Consider the following 18,374-nt stretch of genomic DNA (forward strand, 5'->3'; position numbering starts at 1 on the left):
TCGTGACAAGACCATTAAAAATCAAAAATAGAGTCACCGTTGCCATCTTTCTCTTGTTGACCCTCTTCTTTATGCTGAAATTTCTTTGCACCGCTAGTGCCCATCAATTTCTCTAGCATGGCTTGATCCGTAGACACAGCCGGTGCAGATGGTGTCTGTATAGATGGAGGTGGTGAAATGACCGAAGACTGCGGCATTTGCACCTGTGATGATGTGTCGAGAATGACATCACATAGTGAAGAGATGACCGCCGCTTGACGTTTCACCTCTTCATCATTTCCACTTTGTTTTGCTTTTTGAATGGCTTCCTCCATTTTTTGAAGCAGACTTGATATATGAATATTCAAGGGTAGACCCTCCAATCTAAAAAATTCGTTTTCCAACATTATTTTACCAAATGAACAAACCGAATGGGTTCATTTTTTCAAAGCTGTGTGCTTCTGATCCTCTTATTTGACCCTTACCCAAGATTCACACATAATAAAAAAGAAACAATATCGTCTTTGAAAGGACTGAAAGATGAGCAAACTCACTGAACTCATTCACAAACAAAAAAACGTGCAAACACCAGCTGTTCAAGATCGAATCCGTCTTCTTAACGATTTGAAAAAAGCCATTAAACATCATGAAAAGGACATATTACAAGCCTTAGCCCATGATTTACATAAATCCGAACAGGAAGCCTATACAACAGAAATTGGCATGGTATATGAAGAGATCAATCATACCGTCAAACATCTTCACAAATGGGCCAAACCATCTCGCGCGAAAACACCTCTGACCCATATCGGATCGAAAAGTATGATCATTAAAGAACCGTACGGAAGTGTTTTGATTATTGCCCCTTGGAACTATCCTTTCCAATTGGCCCTTTCGCCATTAGTTGGAGCCATTTCTGCCGGAAATGCCGTTACTTTAAAACCGTCAGAATTAACGCCGCACGTCTCAAACGTGATTGGCACGATTGTGGAAAGCGTGTTTCAAGAAGATCTTGCAGCGGTCGTTGAAGGCGGTGTGGATGTCAGCACAGAGCTTCTGAAACTGCCTTTTGATTATATTTTCTTTACTGGAAGTGTAGCCGTCGGCAAAGTTGTCATGGAAGCGGCCGCAAAACATCTCACACCTGTCACACTTGAGCTCGGCGGAAAAAGTCCATGCATTGTCATGCCTGATGCAGACATCAAACTCGCTGCGAAGCGAATCACCTTTGGTAAATTCACGAATGCTGGTCAAACATGCATTGCACCAGACTATTTACTTGTTCATGAATCGATCAAAGAGGACCTATTGCGTGAAATGACGACCTGTATCCGTGACTTTTACGGGGACCAGCCTGAAACAAATCCGCATTTCGGAAAAAATGTCAGCCAGCGTCATTTTGATCGGCTTTCACAATTTCTCTCAAATGGCACGATTGTGACAGGTGGACAGCGTAATGAACAAGAGCTCAAAATCGCACCGACCATTCTAGATCACATTACATGGGAAGATCCTGTGATGCAGGAGGAAATTTTCGGACCTATTTTGCCTGTCATCACATTTGACTCTCTTCAAGAGGCAGCTGACATGATTAAGGCAAGACCGAAGCCGCTCGCTCTTTACTTATTTACAACCAATAAAGAAACAGAAGCCTATATTCTAGACAACCTCTCATTTGGCGGGGGCTGCATCAATGATACACTGATGCATGTCGCCACTCCATATTTACCATTTGGAGGCGTTGGTGAAAGCGGTATCGGACGATATCATGGAAAAGAAAGCTTTTTCACCTTTACACATGAAAAAAGTGTCCTACGCCAGACCAATCGCTTTGATTTTTCTTTCCGATATCCAAATGCGAAAAACGGACTCGACATTGTCCGCAAATTTTTAAAATAAACAGGACGAAGGGATTTTCCCTCGTCCTATTTTGATTCGATGTCCTTGATACACCAGTTGATTTCATCGTTCCCCATTTGCTTTAAATAGGCGTTTACTTTTGAGAACGGACGGCTGCCAAAAAAGCCGTTTCTTGCAGAAAAAGGACTTGGATGAGGTGACTCAATGATGTAATGCTTGCTTTGATCAATTCGTTCTTTTTTATTTTGCGCATGTCTGCCCCAAAGCACAAAAACGACTGGCTGTTCTCGGTCATTCAGGACGTCGATGACGCGGTCTGTCACACGTTCCCAGCCTTTGCCTTTATGCGAGTTCGCTTCCCCTTTTCTTACAGTGAGCACGGTGTTTAACAGCAAGACACCCTGCTCTGCCCAACTGACAAGCGAGCCATGGTTAGGGACCGGACAACCGAGGTCATCCTTTAGCTCCTGAAAAATATTTCTCAAAGATGGCGGATGTTTGACACCAGGCTGAACAGAAAAGCTTAATCCGTGTGCCTGTCCTGGGCCATGATAAGGGTCTTGTCCCAAAATCACGACCTTCACATCTTCATACGACGTCAAATGGAGGGCACGATAAATGTCATCTGGCTTTGGAAACACGATCTGCGTACGATATTCTTCCTTTACCCACTCACGTAATTCCTGATAATATGGCTGTTCAAATTCACTTTTCATCACAGCCCACCAGCTATCATTTAAAAATGGCTTCATTGCGATTGTCCTCCTTCTGTCTGCTGTGCCAATCTTGAGATCATCGGTTTTCCATCCCATACAATCTCACTCTCTGATTCTCGTTTTTTCATCGCTGGTTCTTCTAATAGGACAGCAAAGTTTGCTGTCGGCAAATCACCCAGCCCATGCTTTTCACTCAGGTCATCTAAGTAGGTCTTCCTTGTTTCACCAAGATCACTCGACTGATTGCCCCCACCATCAAAGAACGCATAGATCACACTGGCAGCTGGCACTCGTTTGGCTCGTGCATGCTGCGTAACACGCAGGAAAAAGTCCCAGTCCCAGTAGTGATGCATCGCTGGATCAAAATAGCCAATCTCATCATGTATGCGGCGTTTGTACATACTACCAGAAGGAACATATGTAGAAAAAACACGCATGTCCTCAATGTCCGCTGCATAAGCAAACAAACGTCTTGATACTGGAAATCGAGTCGCACCTCGTTCTTCAAACGAAACAATTTCCGCATCCGAAAAGACAAAATCAGCGTCTTCCAGCGCCTTGCTCATACGTTCAATATGACAAGGCGTAAAATAATCATCGTCATCACTCAGCATAATGACGTCACCTGTCAGCTCCCGCACCCCAACATTTCTTGCGTTCACATGCTGGACATTCTCATCTAAATGAATCAAGCGGATTGGCAGCTCTGGATAGAGTTCCTGAATCACGTCCACTCGCTCTCCTGCATCATTTACGACCACAATTTCAAAAGGCTGTACGCTTTGTCTCGAGATGGATTCAAGCAGTTCACACAATGCGCTCAGCCGGTTATGTGTCACAATTAATAAAGAAATCTTCATATCGGCCTAACTCCTTTAATAGATTCGTCTTTTTCATTAAAACATAAATCGGCTTTCTTCTCATGATATAAAAGACGGTTTGATTGATCGAGAAAATGGGAATTTTTGATGAAAAGGAGTGATGATAATGGAATTTTTCACAGTTGAGAATAGTAAAGAAGCCAAACAGACGATCGAACAGATACAGTCAGCAAAGGACGATGTGTTTGTTTTTGCGTATGACCCCGAACGCTCTGATAACGTTACTGAGTATACGGAAGCAAAGAGCATGACAGCTGTCGATCAAGGGATTTTAGATCAGATCGCCAATGTCATTCGCACCAGGGATGATGAACTGATGGCCAAAATGATGTCGACCGGCGCCGATCAAGAATTAGCCTTAACGCTTTTAGAGGAGCTGAAAAAAGGGAAATTGGTGATTTGTAAAAGATAAAGAATGAGCGTTCCATGAAGAGTGGAACGCTTTTTTATGCCGTTTCATTGTGATAAATGGAAAAGCTGATTATAATAAGGGATAGAACAGTAACTGTTACACATCACATTGGAGGTTCAGCAACTATGTCTATGAATAAAGCACTCACCATCGCAGGTTCGGATTCAAGCGGCGGTGCAGGTATCCAAGCAGATTTAAAAACGTTTCAAGAAAAAAACGTCTACGGGATGACAGCTTTAACCGTTGTCGTTGCAATGGATCCTCATAACAACTGGGATCATCAAGTGTTTCCAATCGATACATCAACCATCCGCGCGCAGCTCTCGACGATCGTGGAAGGCATCGGTGTAGATGCGTTAAAAACAGGTATGCTGCCAACAGTTGACGTCATTGAACTCGCAGCTGAAACGATCAAAACATATGAGCTGAAAAATGTCGTCATTGATCCTGTTATGGTATGTAAAGGTGCGAACGAAGTCCTTTATCCAGAGCACGCTGAAGCATTGCGCGAAAAGCTCACACCACTGGCAACAGTTATCACACCTAACCTTTTCGAAGCAGGTCAATTAAGCGGCATTGGCGAGATCAAAACGATGGAACAAATGGAAGAAGCCGCAAAACGCATCCATGAACTTGGTGCAAAATATGTGGTCATCACTGGCGGCGGTAAGCTAAGCCCAGATAAAGCGATTGACTTGCTTTATGATGGACAAACCTTCGAACGCCTTGAAACAGATAAGATCGACACAGAATACACACACGGCGCAGGCTGCACATTCTCAGCCGCAGTCACAGCTGAACTAGCCAACGGCTCAGACGTGAAAGAAGCCATTTATGCAGCAAAAGAATTCATCACAGCTGCCATTAAAGGCTCGTTCCAACTAAACGAATACATCGGACCAACGAAACATTCCGCACATCGTTTGGACAAATAAGTGGAAAACTCAAAGGATACAGAAGCAGCGCAATAAACCATATGTATAAATAAATTTCAAAGTAATTTATAAAACTTACAGAGCGTATTGATGTGTAAACTAGTCATTCCTTTAATATTGCACAATTCATAAACAGTTGAACCCCCCTTTTTATATTTGTTGCATTCTATATGTAATAAGTAAATTTTGGGGGTTCAACTTATATCAGTATTACAAGCCTTCCACTCAGTCATTATAAGAGTTCTTCCACTTAGATATTTCCTGAATTCTCCTATTTTTATAAACTCCGAATGTTCCATTCATTTGATTTAATCAATCTTAATTCGTTTTGATACTATCTTTTCCAAAGATACCTTTCCACATCTTCCGTGGAACATAGAGTTCACATAAAGCGACAATTTTTGGTACTCTTTAAGTCGAACTTCTCCTGATTTCATCTCAAAAGAAATTTTTTATTTCGGTACAACAACATCGACGATTACTTCTCTATTACCTAAGTATTCTTTAAAGTTTATAGAAGCAGTTATTAATATTAGGCGAGAAATCATCATCACGACAAATATTCTTATTGCAACCTGCAAAATGAACACAATTTTAATACTCAAATAAATATTAAACCAAGGTCAAGGAAAATAAGAAAAATAGTCGCCATTATGAATACATATGATGTTTTTCTATCTTCATTCCAAAAATTAAAAATTAAAATAAAAGATACTATTGTAGTGATTAAAGCCCAAATTATCATTTAGTCAACTCTCCTCTATATTTGTAATGCTGTTTATAAATAGTTCTCTACGCTTTTTTCAATTTCCAGGATTTATTATATTATGGTGTGAACCATTCATAACATTTTAGTCAAATAAGACTGAAAGGGGACATTAAAATTGCTTAACAATATAGGACAGACTATGCGATCAATTAGAAAGAACAAAGGATATACTCAGCATTATGTTTCTAGTGGTTTACTATCACAAAGTGCTTATTCAAAGTTTGAACTACATCGAATCGACATACTTGCGTCATCTTTTATGGCTTTACTGGAAAAAGTAGACGTTTCTTTAGATGAGTTTCACTATATTATGAACGATTTTCAATATACTCGAAGACAAAAGTTTATTAACGATTTTTTTCGTACGACTTTCAATCATCCAAACAAATTAAGACAATTGATAACAGAATCTGAAAGGTTGCTATCAGATTCGGAGGACCAATTGGTCAGTGATATTCAATGTATTTGTACAGCTTTAATAGTGCTCCATGAAACGGGTAGTATTGAACAAGCACGCAATCACGTAGATAATGTTTGGGAACGTCTTTCTAAGCATGAAAATTGGTACCTGATTGATATTAGACTGATAAACTCTATACTTTTTATATTTCCTATAGAAACGGCTATACATATAGCAAAGAATGCATTGAAAAGACTTAATATATATAAGAATTTTCAAGATGCTTATAAAATTGAAATTAATATTCGAGTTAATTTTTCGCTTCTTTTAATAAAATACAATAAATTTAAGTCGGCATTAGTTGTATTAGAAGAAGCAATCCCTCTCTGTAAAAGACATGGTGCATACAGGGAGATGGCCATCTGCTATGGTCGTAAAGGGATATGTCTAAAAAACTTAAACATGGATTCACCTGAAGAGTATACTGAAAAAGCTGTAACAGTCCTTAGTATACTAGAAGAAAAAAAACTAGAAGAAATGTTAAATACGGAGATCAAAAGCTATTATTAAAGCCATAAAAATAAATTCTACAATTCAATAAGATACAAAATACTATAACTGATCTCACTTTAATGGATTGAAAGTGGGTTCAAGAAATACATAAAAGAATTTCAAAAAATAATCCTAAGACAGTCCTTAGGATTATTTTTACTATCTACTCATATATTAGATAAAATATGGATATCAGTTCTCTCTACATTCGTTTTGAAAAGAATGGTTATCCTTCCGCATTGTAATGTTTCTTGCACTTTTATAACTCATATACATTAAATAATCTATCTACAAATTTCTATTTATCTTCATACATTAAGATTTAGAATAAAACTGACATAGATAATCTTTAAATAAAAAAAGCATACCCGCACCCAGGTACACTCTTTCACCATACTTTTTTACCTACTTTTGCTGATCAGATTCTTTCGCCATTTTTCGAATAAAGGCTTCAATGGATTCAACAAATAAGGCATATTCTTTCATTTGTTTATACGTATCTGACAGCTTCTCTTTTAATTCTTCCTGCTCTAGAGAAGGTTCACCGAGAATAGATTGGACTTGAATCAGCAATTCTTTATATTCTTCACGTTTATCTTCAACATGATCTGCCATTGTCTCCAAGCGTTTTCTAGTCGTCGGCTGCTGTTTTGAATTCAAGTAAACAACCCCTTTTTGTCCTACCGCATTTGGATAAACGTCAGCCTCAGCTGTATATATTTTAAAATGATACCACAATTGAACCTGTTATCATATATGTAAAACGTCATCAAACCGCTTTAGGCCAACCTTGTATATACATGATATAGGCTTTAAGATACAGGCTGATCTCACTAGAAAAAGCAGATCAATGATCTGCTTCTTTTTGCAAATGCCACGTCTTCAATTTAAGCTTCGTTTCATTTCTACCACTGATGGAGATTGATTTATTTCCCGGGGAAGGAAAGTAACGTGCAGTAAATACTTCCCGGCCTCCGTTGACAAAAATCTCAATCGATGATGCATCAATAAAGATATGCAAATCCTGTAATTCATCAATTTCTACTTCACGAACTTCCTTTGTTCGATCTTCAAATCGATCTCGCTCTAACGTTAGTTTGCCTTCATCTTTATCATAAATGATACGAGCAGCAGCACGGATACAGCATTCAAATCCTTTTTGTGTTTCAATTTGATCAATGAATACCTCTGCGCTCGTCAAATCTTCAACAGGAATGGAGTGAACAGATCGTTTAACGTGAAAAACATGCTCCTGCTCATTTGTCCGCATAGATCGAAGTTCACTTACCGGCTGTTGAATAAGACGCCCTTCATCATCTAAACGAAGCTCTCTCGGAATCGTCAAACAATGGATCCATTGATAAGAGACAGTTGGGTGATGCTCTTCCCCTTGATCTGGTACACCCATCCATCCCATTAAAATGCGTCTGCCCGATTCATCTTGGAAAGTCTGCTGTGCATAAAAGTCAAAGCCACGATCCAGCTCCTCAAACGCTCCATGCGTATATTGGTAGGTACGATCATCCAATGTACCAACAAAATAACCAGATTGATGTGTATTGTTGTATTTGAATCCATCAGGCTTCAGCCCCTGTGGTGACACGATCAATACATCCTGACCGTCTAATTCAAATAGATCTGGACATTCCCACATGTATCCGAAATGGTCTAATCCATTCTTTCCACTGCCTGCAATAATGCCTTGAAACGTCCAATTGTCTAATGTATCAGATGTGAATAAGACAAGATGTCCTTTGAGATCTTCACTTTGTGCTCCAAGGACCATGTACCACTTTCCATTCCGCTTCCACACCTTCGGGTCACGAAAATGTGCAGTGAATCCCGCTGGCAAAGTCGCCACGACACCTTTTTTCTCAAAATGAACCCCATCCTCTGACACAGCTAAACATTGATATGTCTCACGATTTCCTTGCTCATCACGGACATTTCCGGTATACATCACGTACATACGACCATCGTCAATGACTGCACTGCCAGAATAACAGCCATTTTGATCAAACCAATCACTTGGCGTGAGGGCAGCCTCTTCATGCTGCCAATTCACTAGATCGGTTGATGTGTAGTGACCCCAAAATTTTGCCCCATGTCCTGTTTTAAATGGCTGCCATTGATAAAACACATGGTAGACTCCCTTCCACTGAATCAATCCATTCGGGTCATTTAAAAGACCGACTGGCGGCATTAAATGGAAGTTCTGACGGTACACATCTTTTTTCACCAAATGCTCATAGTTTCGAATACGATCTGTTACCTTTTGACGAAGTGCTGCGTCCGTTGTTGTCATCACTGTGACCACTCCTTGATTATTTTTCGACTTCTTTGACTTTAAAGATGATGGTAAGAATAAATGAAACAGCAACAGCTATTAACATACCAATAACATAATTTACCACATTTTGTAAACCAAATGGGGCTGCAATTGCAATCATCGGAATCCCTGTTAAACCATAAGCGTTGGCGGCTACCTTCGTGAAGACGACAAACGCCCCGCCTAATGCACCTCCGATCATTGCAGCAATAAATGGCTTACGATAACGAAGATTCACACCGAATATGACCGGCTCAGTAATACCTAAGAAAGCAGAAAATGCTGCTGGTAATGCAATTTCTTTCGTTTTTGCACGCTTTGCTAAGAAAAAGACCGCTAGCCCAGCTCCGCCTTGAGCGACGTTTGACATGGCCCAGATCGGCAGCAAATAATTCCGTCCAATATCATTTAGAAGTCCTGCCTCAATCGCATGGAAGCTGTGATGAACACCTGTCAGTACAATTAAAGAATAAGCGCCTCCAAAAATAAGTCCAGCTAAGAATCCTGCATGGTCATAAACATAAGTGAGTGCATTTGAGATTCCTGTACCAAGCATTCTCCCTAGAGGTCCTACAGCAATAAACGTCACAAATCCAGTCACAATCACCGTCACAAACGGCGTCACAAGTAAATCAATACTGTTCGGCACAACTTTTCTTAAATTCTTTTCAATCACGCACATGATATACACAGTTAATAACACGGGAATGACCGTTCCTTGGTAACCAAGAAGAGCAATATCAAAATTGAATAGATGCATATATTCTGGTTTTGCGTCTGTCAGTCCCCATGGATTCAGCAAGCTCGGGTGAATCATAATGCCCCCAATGACAGCTCCTAAATATGGATTTCCACCAAACTCTTTGGCTGCACTAACACCAATTAAAATCGGTAAAATGATAAAGGCAGCACTTGAGAACATATCTAGCATTTGGAAGATGGCAGAGCTTGGATCAGCCCATTTGAAGGCTTTCATCATACCTAATAGGCCCATTAATAAACCGCTTGCTACAATCGCTGGAATGATTGGTACAAAAATATTCGATAGCGTCTTGGCAAAACGTGCAAGTGGATTCATTTTTTGCTTCACGGCTTCATCATGGCTGGCTGGTTTCTGATTCTCGTCGTCTGCCTCAAGACCCGTCTCACGAGCAAAAGGCTCATATACTTTGTTGACAGAACCTGTTCCAAATATGATCTGGAATTGACCCGAGCTTGAGAAGGCACCCTTCACACCCTCAAGTTCTTCAATGGCATCTTTGTCAATCAACGCCTCATCTTTCATCACCAATCGGAGTCGTGTGGCACAATGTGTTGCGCTAATGACATTTTCTTTGCCGCCTAATAATGTTGTTAATTCTTTGGCTGTTTTTTGATAATCCATGTTGTCTCCCCCTTTTTTAAAACAAAAAAGACCTAAAATTCACTAACGATTAAAGGACATACACGTCCCCTCGTTACGCAAATTTTAGGTCTTGCCTGCCTGACAGTCACAATCCCACGATATTGGTTTTTGATTACGCTTTCATCATAGTATAAGAGCGCGACCTGCGTCAACCTATTTTTTCGAATCAAATGACCCATATACACTAATTAGAGTAGTGTGCATAAAAAAAAGCCTGCGGACAGGCACAACCTTTACACCAATTCGGCATCCTGCAGACGCTGGACATGCAGCGTGATGTAGCCGATCTCCGATTCAGGGAGATGAAGTCCATATTCTTTTTTCAGCAAATCAGCCAGTCCAAGTGCACACCGGTAAGCCGAATCATACTTTGTTTGGATAAAAGTCAGCATGTCATCGTCCATGATTTGAAATGCTTCATTCGATTCCAACCTGCCTAATGCATACCTCAAATGTGTCACAAGCCGCTGATATGAAATACTATCCTCATCAATCGAGCGCTCAAAAACGCTTTCGATATGCTCGATCATTTCTTTGATCATCGTTGTGTATTTGACCGTCTTCTTCATGGACTCCGTATTCATTTTGGCCGTATGAATATGAAGTGCCACATACCCTGCCTCATCGTCCGGCAGGTCAACCCCAAGCCGCTCCTTTACATAACGAATGGCATACTTTCCAATATCATATTCCTGCTTATATAAGACTTTGATCTCACCAAGCAATTTATTATATAGCACAATGCCTTTTTGAACGCGTTCAATGGCAAAGGATAAATGATCTGTCAGTGAAATGTGGATATGATCACTGAGCGGCATCATGAGTTCACCCTCTGCATAACTAATAATATGCTCTGCCACCTCAATATGCGTTTCTGGCAATGTCGCAAGAATTTGTTTAAACTTCTCATTTTCTTCACGCACAACAAAAATCTTCTCTATTTTTTGAACGGGAACGACGTCATTTTTCCCCTTCTGAAAAGCAATTCCGGGCCCCATCACAATTTTCTCCTGATCACCCTCCTTTACAACCACTGCATTGTTATTCAATATTTTATATATCTTCAAGGGGCATCCTCTCCCACAGATAACGTGTCTTATGTGGGATTTTACCCTGTTTCAACTTTTCTGTAAAGATAAGAACGGACCGGCACGCGCCTCTCTCGTTGTCTTTTCATAAAGCATCATCAGACTTTCTTGAAACGACTTTTCTGTCCTGCGCTTCTTCTTCTTTTCATCTGCCAGTTTCTCTAGCTTTCTCTCATTCACCGCAAGAAAGAATCCTCCATCCACTGCTGCCACTTTCACCCCTTGCTTCTTCAGCAGCTCACCAGGATTCACAAGCACATTCATCACAAAACCAAACCATACACTCAACCAGTTCTTCCATTTCTTCACTGAACATCCCTCCGCTTTCCTTAGAATCTAGCAGTTCTAGCAAATTAACTGTTCCTATCATATCCCGAGAAAAAAGAGAGGTTTGTCACAATCTGGGTGAAAAAACGAACTAGTTTTCAGAAGTTTTGTTGAAAAGTGCAGAAGATGATCATGTTCCACAATGTTTCTATGAAAATTTTATACACACACTATCCCAAAGATAAGCACATCTTATCAACAGGTTTTATCCACATATCAACACCCTCTTACTAGATTTTGTGTATGAGATTTTTTTATTTTCCATATATATATCTGAATAATTGAGTTATCAACAGATAATTGTGCATAAGTGTGACTTTATAAACAAAATAGTTCTTTATGACTATGTAAAATAAGACCATTTCAGTAAAGGAATTGGTTTCATCGTATGGAATACTTAATAACGGGCAGTGAATCTTTCCTATTTATCCACAAAAAGAAAGGCTATCTCCCTAAATACACAGCTAGAAAGGGGAAAATTAATTGAAAAAAGTAATCTCTCGTTCTTCTGTTCTATTGTTCTCCACTATTTTTACCTTATCCACATTCTTTTCAGGTCAGGCTGCTGCCGCTCCATCGAACAAACAGGTGGAACTGGAAAAAGCAGAAATCTTCGGCGAAATCAATGTTAAGTCTAGAAAACACACCACTGTCATTGTTGAATTAAAGGAAAAATCCTTAGTTGAAGCCAAGCAAGAAGGCGAAGCACAAACAAAAGCCTCCCTCAAAAAATCTCGAACTAAAGTAAAGAATGCAGCACTCAAAAAGTTAGATAAAGCGAGTGTTCGTCAAGAATATGAAAAAGTCTTCTCTGGTTTCTCTATGAAACTTCCTGCAAACGAAATCCCGAAACTGCTCGCAGTTGACGGAGTAAAAGCCGTTTATCCGGATGTTACATATCAAACAGATGAAGTGAAAAAGAAAAGCGTCCAGCTTCCTCATGAGGATGTCTCTCCACTCATGGATAAAAGTGCTCCATTTATCGGTGCCCCAAAAGCTTGGGATGCCGGCTACTCTGGAAAAGGAGTAAAAGTCGCTGTCATTGATACTGGCGTAGATTATACCCACCCTGATTTAAAAGGAAACTTCGGATTATACAAAGGCTATGACTTTGTTGATAATGACTATTCTCCACAAGAAACACCAAAAGGAGATCCTAGAGGCGAATCGACAGATCATGGTACACACGTCGCAGGAACAATTGCGGCAAATGGACAAATTAAAGGTGTCGCAAAAGATGCTACCCTTCTCGCCTATCGTGTCCTTGGACCAGGCGGATCAGGAACAACTGAAAATGTCCTTGCAGGCATCGACCGGGCTGTCACTGACGGAGCCGATGTCATGAACCTTTCTCTTGGAAACAGTGTGAATAACCCTGATTATGCAACAAGCATCGCACTGGATTGGGCCATGTCTGAAGGGGTTGTCGCTGTGACATCAAATGGAAACAGCGGGCCGAACAGCTGGACCGTTGGATCTCCTGGGACATCAAGAGATGCTATTTCTGTCGGAGCCACTCAGCTTCCGTACAGTCTATACAACGTGAAATTCCCGAACTATTCAACAGCAAAAGTGATGGGCTACTATCAAGAAAATGATTTAAAAGCACTTGACCAAAAACAAGTCACACTCGTCCAAGCAGGCATCGGTGACGAAAAAGCTTTTGAAAACATCGATGTCAAAGGAAAGGTGGCAGTGATTGAACGTGGAGCCATTGCCTTTGTTGATAAAGTGGACAATGCGAAGGCTGCTGGTGCGATCGGCGTTGTCATGTACAACAATACCGATGGAGAAATCCCTGTGGATGTACCAGGTCTAGCCCTTCCGACGATTAAGCTGTCAAAAGCGGAAGGAACAGCACTTGTTAAAGCCATTGAGGCTGGTAACAATACAACGACTTTCTCGATTCAATTTGTGAAAGAGTTAAGTGAACAAGTCGCTGACTTCTCATCTCGCGGACCTGTTGTCGATACGTGGATGATCAAACCAGATCTTTCAGCACCTGGCGTGAGTATTGTCAGCACCATTCCGACACACGATCCTTCTCAGCCATACGGCTATGGATCGAAGCAAGGAACAAGCATGGCATCTCCTCATGTAGCCGGAGTAGCAGCGATTATTAAACAAGCAAAACCATCCTATTCTACAGAGCAAATTAAAGCGTTAATGATGAATACAGCAGAAACATTGTATGACCCAAATGGTAACCCGTTCCCTCACAATACGCAGGGCACAGGCAGCGTTCGAATCATCGAATCACTTCAAGCGTCTTCTATTGTGTCTGATGCAAGCTATTCGTACGGCACTTTCTTAAAAGAAAAGGGCGTTCAAATCAAAACGAAGAAGTTCAAGGTAGAAAACCTGTCAAAAGCACCGAAAACCTATACCATTGATTACAAGTTCGATGGCAACGGCATTAGCACAAACGGCACGAAAAAAATCACAGTGAAAGGGAATTCCACAGGGTCCTTTACTTCCGCAGTACAAGTGAATTATGGAAAAACGAAAAAAGGAACGTACCAAGGCAGTATCACCATTCGCGAAAATGGCAGAAAGGTCACTGAAATCCCTACTTTATTGATTGTAAAAGAGCCTGATTACCCGCGCGTCACTTCGGTTTCTGTAGAGCCGGATAACCGTGCTGGAAGCTATGTTATTAGCAGCTATCTCCCAGGCGGTGCTGAAAATCTTGCATTCCTCGTCTACTCGACAGATGGAGAGTATTTAGGTGAAGCAGGAGTTTATCAACATGTTGATAAAGGAGAGCATCGTGTGAAATGGAATGGCACGATCAATAAAGGACAGAAGTTAGAAGCAGGTGAGTATACAATGCTTGCGTATGCGAGCCTGAAAGGTAAATCAGATACGGTTCAAACGAAAGAACCATTCGATATTTATCCTGAATAAACAAGAATCACATAAAAAGCCTTGTATGAGCCCATCAGCTCAACAAGGCTTTTCTATCATGTATGGAGGAAAGAGAAATTCATGTTGATATGGCTATGGATCGTTTCTTTTATGACGGCTTTTTTTCTCACGATCACCTTGGTTTATTTTTTTACCTTTTTACATGCAAAACAGCCTCGTCCTTTTCATCAAGCATGTGAACTGACTGTCTATACCACCTGCATTTATCCGCTTAGCTTGGCGGTGACAGCTGCCTTTATTCTCACCATGATGCTCCTCTATCCCTTTTATTGGCTGCGCAAATGGTAAAATGACATACGTTATGCATCAAAAGCTTCTTTTAATAAACGATACGATGTGAGACGGTCTTGTATGTGATGTGTGATGGTCACAGCGATCACTTCATCTGTACGATACGCCTTTGCGAGTGCTGTCAGCTGTTGCTTCACAGAGGACGGCGTGCCAACAACCATCCTCTGCCTATTGGCTGCTACTCGTTTTTGTTCATATGGACTGTAGGAATAGGCCTTTGCCTGTTCAAATGAAGGAAAGCCGCCAAGGTTCTGTCCTTGTTCGCTAGCTAATAATGATAAATCTAAGCTAACAGCCAATTTTTCTGCCTGTTCCTCTGTTTCTGCACATAAAACGAAGACCGCAAGACTGACACGCGGCTCATCACCAAATTCCGAAGGTTCAAATCGGCTGATATACTGCGACACAGAGTCTTCTCCGCCTTCTCCATTAATGAAAAGAGCAAACGTATAGCCTGCTCCAGCTTTTGCGGCAAGCCGTGCACTTCCTCCAGAAGAACCTAACATCCATACCTCTGGGGCAGTTTCTACCTTCGGAGAAGCAGTCAGGTGAGGCAGCGGATAAAATTCATCGGCTAAATCATGTAAATACACCCTTAATTCTTCTACCTGCTCAGGGTATTGATCACCAAGTCGCTTCCGTTCTCCATGATGAAGGGCAATGGAGGAGATCGGCATACCTCCAGGAGCACGTCCAATGCCAAGATCAATTCTGCCCGGAGCCAAGGCTTCGAGCACTCTGAAGTTCTCTGCTACTTTATAGGCACTGTAGTGGGGCAGCATGACGCCGCCTGAACCAATACGGATATGTGACGTCACAGCTGATAAATGACCGAGAAGCACCTCTGGACTCGATCCTGCGAGCCGGTTTGAAAAGTGATGCTCTGATACCCAAAAACGATGATAGCCCCATTTCTCTGCCTGCTTCGCCAGCTCGACTGTTTGCTTCAGTGCCTCAGCAGGCGTCGCATCTCCAATCAAAGGAGATTGATCCAGTATACTTAATTTCATGATGTCGCACCTCTTACACAAATCCCCCTCTCTCACTCGAAAGGGGGATTTCCTGATTTATTTTCGATTAAAGCCCTTCTCTTTCACAAAATCTCCGAGGAAAGCACGTTTTGGCTGGCTAAAGCCTCGAAGCATTTGCTCAGACCATGTATCTTTTCTCTCACCGTTTGTTCGTTCTTCATAATATGATGAAATACGATCATCGTATTCTTTTAAATAACGATCCACATGAGCTTCGTCTTGCTGATATGTGTTTTCATGGTAGATCAGCTCAACGGGCAGCCGTTCCTTTTGAGATGATGGATTGGCAGGATGTCCTATGGCCAGACCGAATAGCGGCAGCACATAGGAAGGCGTTTCAAGTAACTCGGATACTTCCTTCAGCTGATTACGCAGTCCGCCGATATAGCAGATGCCAAGTCCCATAGATTCTGCGGCGACACTGACATTTTGCGCAGCGAGCGCCGCATCAATCACACTGATAAGAAAGGCTTCAGTATTCTCAAGCGCTTCTTGATGGTTCTTTCCTGCTTTTTTTGCGATATAGTCGTGGCGTTTCAAGTCTGCACAGAAAACAAAAAAATGCCCATTCTTCTCAACGTATGGCTGATTTCCAGCCAGTTCAGCAAGCTTCGCCTTCTTCTCCTGATCTGTTACACCAATGATACTATACGCCTGTACATAGCTTGATGTCGAAGCAGCCTGTGCACTTTTGATAAGTGTCAGCACTTCTTCCTCTGTCAGACGCTCATCTGTAAACGAACGGATGGACCGATGATTTAAAATGGTTTCTATCGTTTTATTCAATTCGAAGACCTCCTTCACTCCTACTATCATAAGTCAAATGAATATTGCTTTTCAAAAGTTAGAACTCACGTCAAAAAGCAGCCTATGCTTAGACTGCCCTTTACCCGTTTTATTTAAATAAATAACTTTGATATTTCGTTAATTGAACACTTGCATTATAGGCGATACCAAATCCAATAAGAACAGATAAAACAGAACTTCCCCCGAAGCTGATGAATAAGAGCGGTATCCCCGTTACAGGCATGACGCCTATGTTCATACCAATGTTCTGGAATGTATGGATGACAATCAATGCTGTATATCCTACACAGAAAAATGACGCAAACCGGCTATAAGGATGGATACGGTCGATCAGTACAACAAGCCGATAAATCAGGAAGAAAAACATGATGACCACAAATGCGCAGCCGACAAAACCAAAAGCTTCCCCTATGATAGAGAAAATCATATCTGTCTGAGCTTCTGGAACATATACTTTTAAGTTCTTAACACCGTTCCCGAAAATTTGTCCTGCCCCAATTGCCATAATGGCTTGCTCGACTTGATATTTATCCGATCCAGATGCATCCTGTGTCTGGGCTTGGTTAGCTGTCGAAGAACTATCAGGCAGCCAAGCGGTAATCCGGTTGATCTGATACTGCTGAATCCCGATTTTTTGTGCGAAATCAGGGAATAGAATAATCACGGCTAACACAGCGGCAACTAAGAGCACAACCACTGAACCGATGAGAGAGATCAATTTCCAGTTGACCCCTGATAAAAAGACCATGACAACGACAATAAACATACATACCGCAGCCGTACCTGCATCTTGCAAAAAGATGAGTCCGACTGGTACAGCAGCCACGCCGGCAATTTTTAATAGTAGGAAAATATCATCTTCTAATGTTCGTTTTCCTCTTGGGGTTGCCTTCCCAATGACAGAGGCGAGCATCATAATCAAACCAATTTTCATGAACTCTGAAGGCTGAAATGTTCCAATTCCCGGTAACACAAACCAACTTTTCGCACCATTTTTAATTGGAGCAAAATCATGACCTGCAATTTGTGCAGGAGCAATTTTCAAAAGAATTAAGAGCATAATACCGCCTATAAAAATATATAAGCTTAACTTTTCTAATTGTTCCAGATCGAAGTAATTAATAGCCACAATACAGATGACCCCGACCATGTAGTAAATGATCTGTCTGGTCCATGCATTAGATCCATATTGCCCAAACTGTCCCGCAGCATAAATAGCGATGACACTGATGGCAAAGAAGGCTAAAAATATAAAAATCAAATCTCCTTGATAGTAAGGAGATGTATTCTGCTTGTTCATGAACTAACCACCCTTATTACAAAACATAAAAGCCCTTATTTATATTAGATTGAAATTTTCACAAAAGCAACTCACCTTAAATATGACGGAAGTGACACCTGAAAGGTTCCATTCTAATTTCAAAAAATGAAATACTTTTCATCCTAATAATAGGAAAAAATCCCTTTCTACTCTATCATGACAACCGATCATAAGTCCTTTAAAAAGATTATTTTACAGATTTTAAGGGGAAAATTCAATGACTTATGTGGCGATATGAAAGGTTAACATCTTGCCAGCATAAGCTTAACTGAGGTATAAGAAAAAAAAACAATTTCTGCGGAATAAGGCCCATTTTCCAATTATTGAGTTTACTTCAAAGTCA

General features: G+C 41.0%; 17 protein-coding genes. 6 read left to right on the forward strand and 11 right to left on the reverse strand.

Annotated elements, in window-relative coordinates; genetic code table 11:
- Positions 1-14: 14 nt before the first annotated feature.
- Complete coding sequence (locus MHH31_RS17565; protein ID WP_008343634.1) at positions 15-347, reverse strand: YwdI family protein; 333 nt, start codon at positions 345-347, stop codon at positions 15-17.
- A 172-nt stretch (positions 348-519) separates the two neighbouring features.
- Between MHH31_RS17565 and MHH31_RS17570 the strand changes: the two genes are divergently transcribed.
- The gene (locus tag MHH31_RS17570) at positions 520-1,878 is read left to right on the forward strand and encodes an aldehyde dehydrogenase (RefSeq protein ID WP_178897430.1); all 1,359 of its coding nucleotides are present in this window, start codon (positions 520-522) and stop codon (positions 1,876-1,878) included.
- A 26-nt stretch (positions 1,879-1,904) separates the two neighbouring features.
- Here MHH31_RS17570 and MHH31_RS17575 read toward each other — a convergent pair whose 3' ends face one another.
- Positions 1,905-2,591, reverse strand: coding sequence for a uracil-DNA glycosylase (locus tag MHH31_RS17575; RefSeq protein WP_342495039.1), 687 nt, complete (start codon positions 2,589-2,591; stop codon positions 1,905-1,907).
- The gene (locus MHH31_RS17580) at positions 2,588-3,415 is read right to left on the reverse strand and encodes a glycosyltransferase family 2 protein (RefSeq protein ID WP_144679060.1); all 828 of its coding nucleotides are present in this window, start codon (positions 3,413-3,415) and stop codon (positions 2,588-2,590) included. The genes MHH31_RS17575 and MHH31_RS17580 overlap by 4 nt, the downstream gene beginning before the upstream one ends.
- Positions 3,416-3,542: 127 nt before the next feature.
- On the opposite strand from MHH31_RS17580, the gene MHH31_RS17585 reads away from it, so the two are divergent.
- From MHH31_RS17585 to MHH31_RS17595, 3 genes are all read left to right on the forward strand, one after another.
- A complete protein-coding gene (locus tag MHH31_RS17585) occupies positions 3,543-3,848 on the forward strand; it encodes a general stress protein (protein WP_342495040.1) in 306 nt (101 codons plus the stop codon).
- 125 nt (positions 3,849-3,973) lie between these two features.
- Positions 3,974-4,783, forward strand: coding sequence for a bifunctional hydroxymethylpyrimidine kinase/phosphomethylpyrimidine kinase (locus tag MHH31_RS17590; RefSeq protein WP_008343648.1), 810 nt, complete (start codon positions 3,974-3,976; stop codon positions 4,781-4,783).
- Between the two features lie 884 nt (positions 4,784-5,667).
- The gene (locus MHH31_RS17595; protein WP_342495041.1) at positions 5,668-6,522 is read left to right on the forward strand and encodes a hypothetical protein; all 855 of its coding nucleotides are present in this window, start codon (positions 5,668-5,670) and stop codon (positions 6,520-6,522) included.
- 387 nt (positions 6,523-6,909) lie between these two features.
- Here the strand turns inward: MHH31_RS17595 and MHH31_RS17600 are convergent, their stop codons facing one another.
- The 5 genes from MHH31_RS17600 to MHH31_RS17620 all read right to left on the reverse strand — a co-directional run bounded on the left by MHH31_RS17600 (position 6,910) and on the right by MHH31_RS17620 (position 11,635).
- Positions 6,910-7,164 carry a hypothetical protein gene (locus MHH31_RS17600; RefSeq protein WP_008359596.1) on the reverse strand — a complete coding sequence of 85 codons (255 nt, stop codon included), beginning with the start codon at positions 7,162-7,164 and terminating at the stop codon, positions 6,910-6,912.
- Between the two features lie 187 nt (positions 7,165-7,351).
- Positions 7,352-8,809, reverse strand: coding sequence for a sucrose-6-phosphate hydrolase (locus MHH31_RS17605; RefSeq protein WP_058337070.1), 1,458 nt, complete (start codon positions 8,807-8,809; stop codon positions 7,352-7,354).
- Between the two features lie 19 nt (positions 8,810-8,828).
- Positions 8,829-10,217 carry a sucrose-specific PTS transporter subunit IIBC gene (locus tag MHH31_RS17610; protein ID WP_007497804.1) on the reverse strand — a complete coding sequence of 463 codons (1,389 nt, stop codon included), beginning with the start codon at positions 10,215-10,217 and terminating at the stop codon, positions 8,829-8,831.
- 254 nt (positions 10,218-10,471) lie between these two features.
- Positions 10,472-11,305 carry a PRD domain-containing protein gene (locus tag MHH31_RS17615; RefSeq protein WP_076821319.1) on the reverse strand — a complete coding sequence of 278 codons (834 nt, stop codon included), beginning with the start codon at positions 11,303-11,305 and terminating at the stop codon, positions 10,472-10,474.
- Between the two features lie 51 nt (positions 11,306-11,356).
- A complete protein-coding gene (locus MHH31_RS17620) occupies positions 11,357-11,635 on the reverse strand; it encodes a hypothetical protein (protein ID WP_268372586.1) in 279 nt (92 codons plus the stop codon).
- Positions 11,636-12,136: 501 nt separating this feature from the next.
- On the opposite strand from MHH31_RS17620, the gene MHH31_RS17625 reads away from it, so the two are divergent.
- Together MHH31_RS17625 and MHH31_RS17630 are read left to right on the forward strand one after the other, a co-directional pair.
- Entirely contained in the window at positions 12,137-14,560 is a 2,424-nt protein-coding gene (locus MHH31_RS17625; protein ID WP_024719489.1) for a S8 family serine peptidase, read from the forward strand.
- An 81-nt stretch (positions 14,561-14,641) separates the two neighbouring features.
- The gene (locus tag MHH31_RS17630; RefSeq protein ID WP_024719490.1) at positions 14,642-14,869 is read left to right on the forward strand and encodes a hypothetical protein; all 228 of its coding nucleotides are present in this window, start codon (positions 14,642-14,644) and stop codon (positions 14,867-14,869) included.
- An 11-nt stretch (positions 14,870-14,880) separates the two neighbouring features.
- On the opposite strand, the gene MHH31_RS17635 is transcribed toward MHH31_RS17630, so the two are convergent.
- From MHH31_RS17635 to MHH31_RS17645, 3 genes are all read right to left on the reverse strand, one after another.
- Positions 14,881-15,885, reverse strand: coding sequence for an LLM class flavin-dependent oxidoreductase (locus MHH31_RS17635; protein ID WP_342495503.1), 1,005 nt, complete (start codon positions 15,883-15,885; stop codon positions 14,881-14,883).
- 54 nt (positions 15,886-15,939) lie between these two features.
- Positions 15,940-16,689, reverse strand: a complete 750-nt coding sequence (gene nfsA / locus MHH31_RS17640) for an oxygen-insensitive NADPH nitroreductase (RefSeq protein WP_017368283.1) — start codon at positions 16,687-16,689, stop codon at positions 15,940-15,942.
- Between the two features lie 109 nt (positions 16,690-16,798).
- Complete coding sequence (locus MHH31_RS17645; protein WP_008345489.1) at positions 16,799-18,010, reverse strand: FtsW/RodA/SpoVE family cell cycle protein; 1,212 nt, start codon at positions 18,008-18,010, stop codon at positions 16,799-16,801.
- Positions 18,011-18,374: the final 364 nt, after the last annotated feature.

It is taken from the genome of Bacillus sp. FSL K6-1033 (genome assembly GCF_038630765.1).
In the GTDB taxonomy this organism is placed as follows: Bacteria; Bacillota; Bacilli; order Bacillales; family Bacillaceae; genus Bacillus; species Bacillus altitudinis.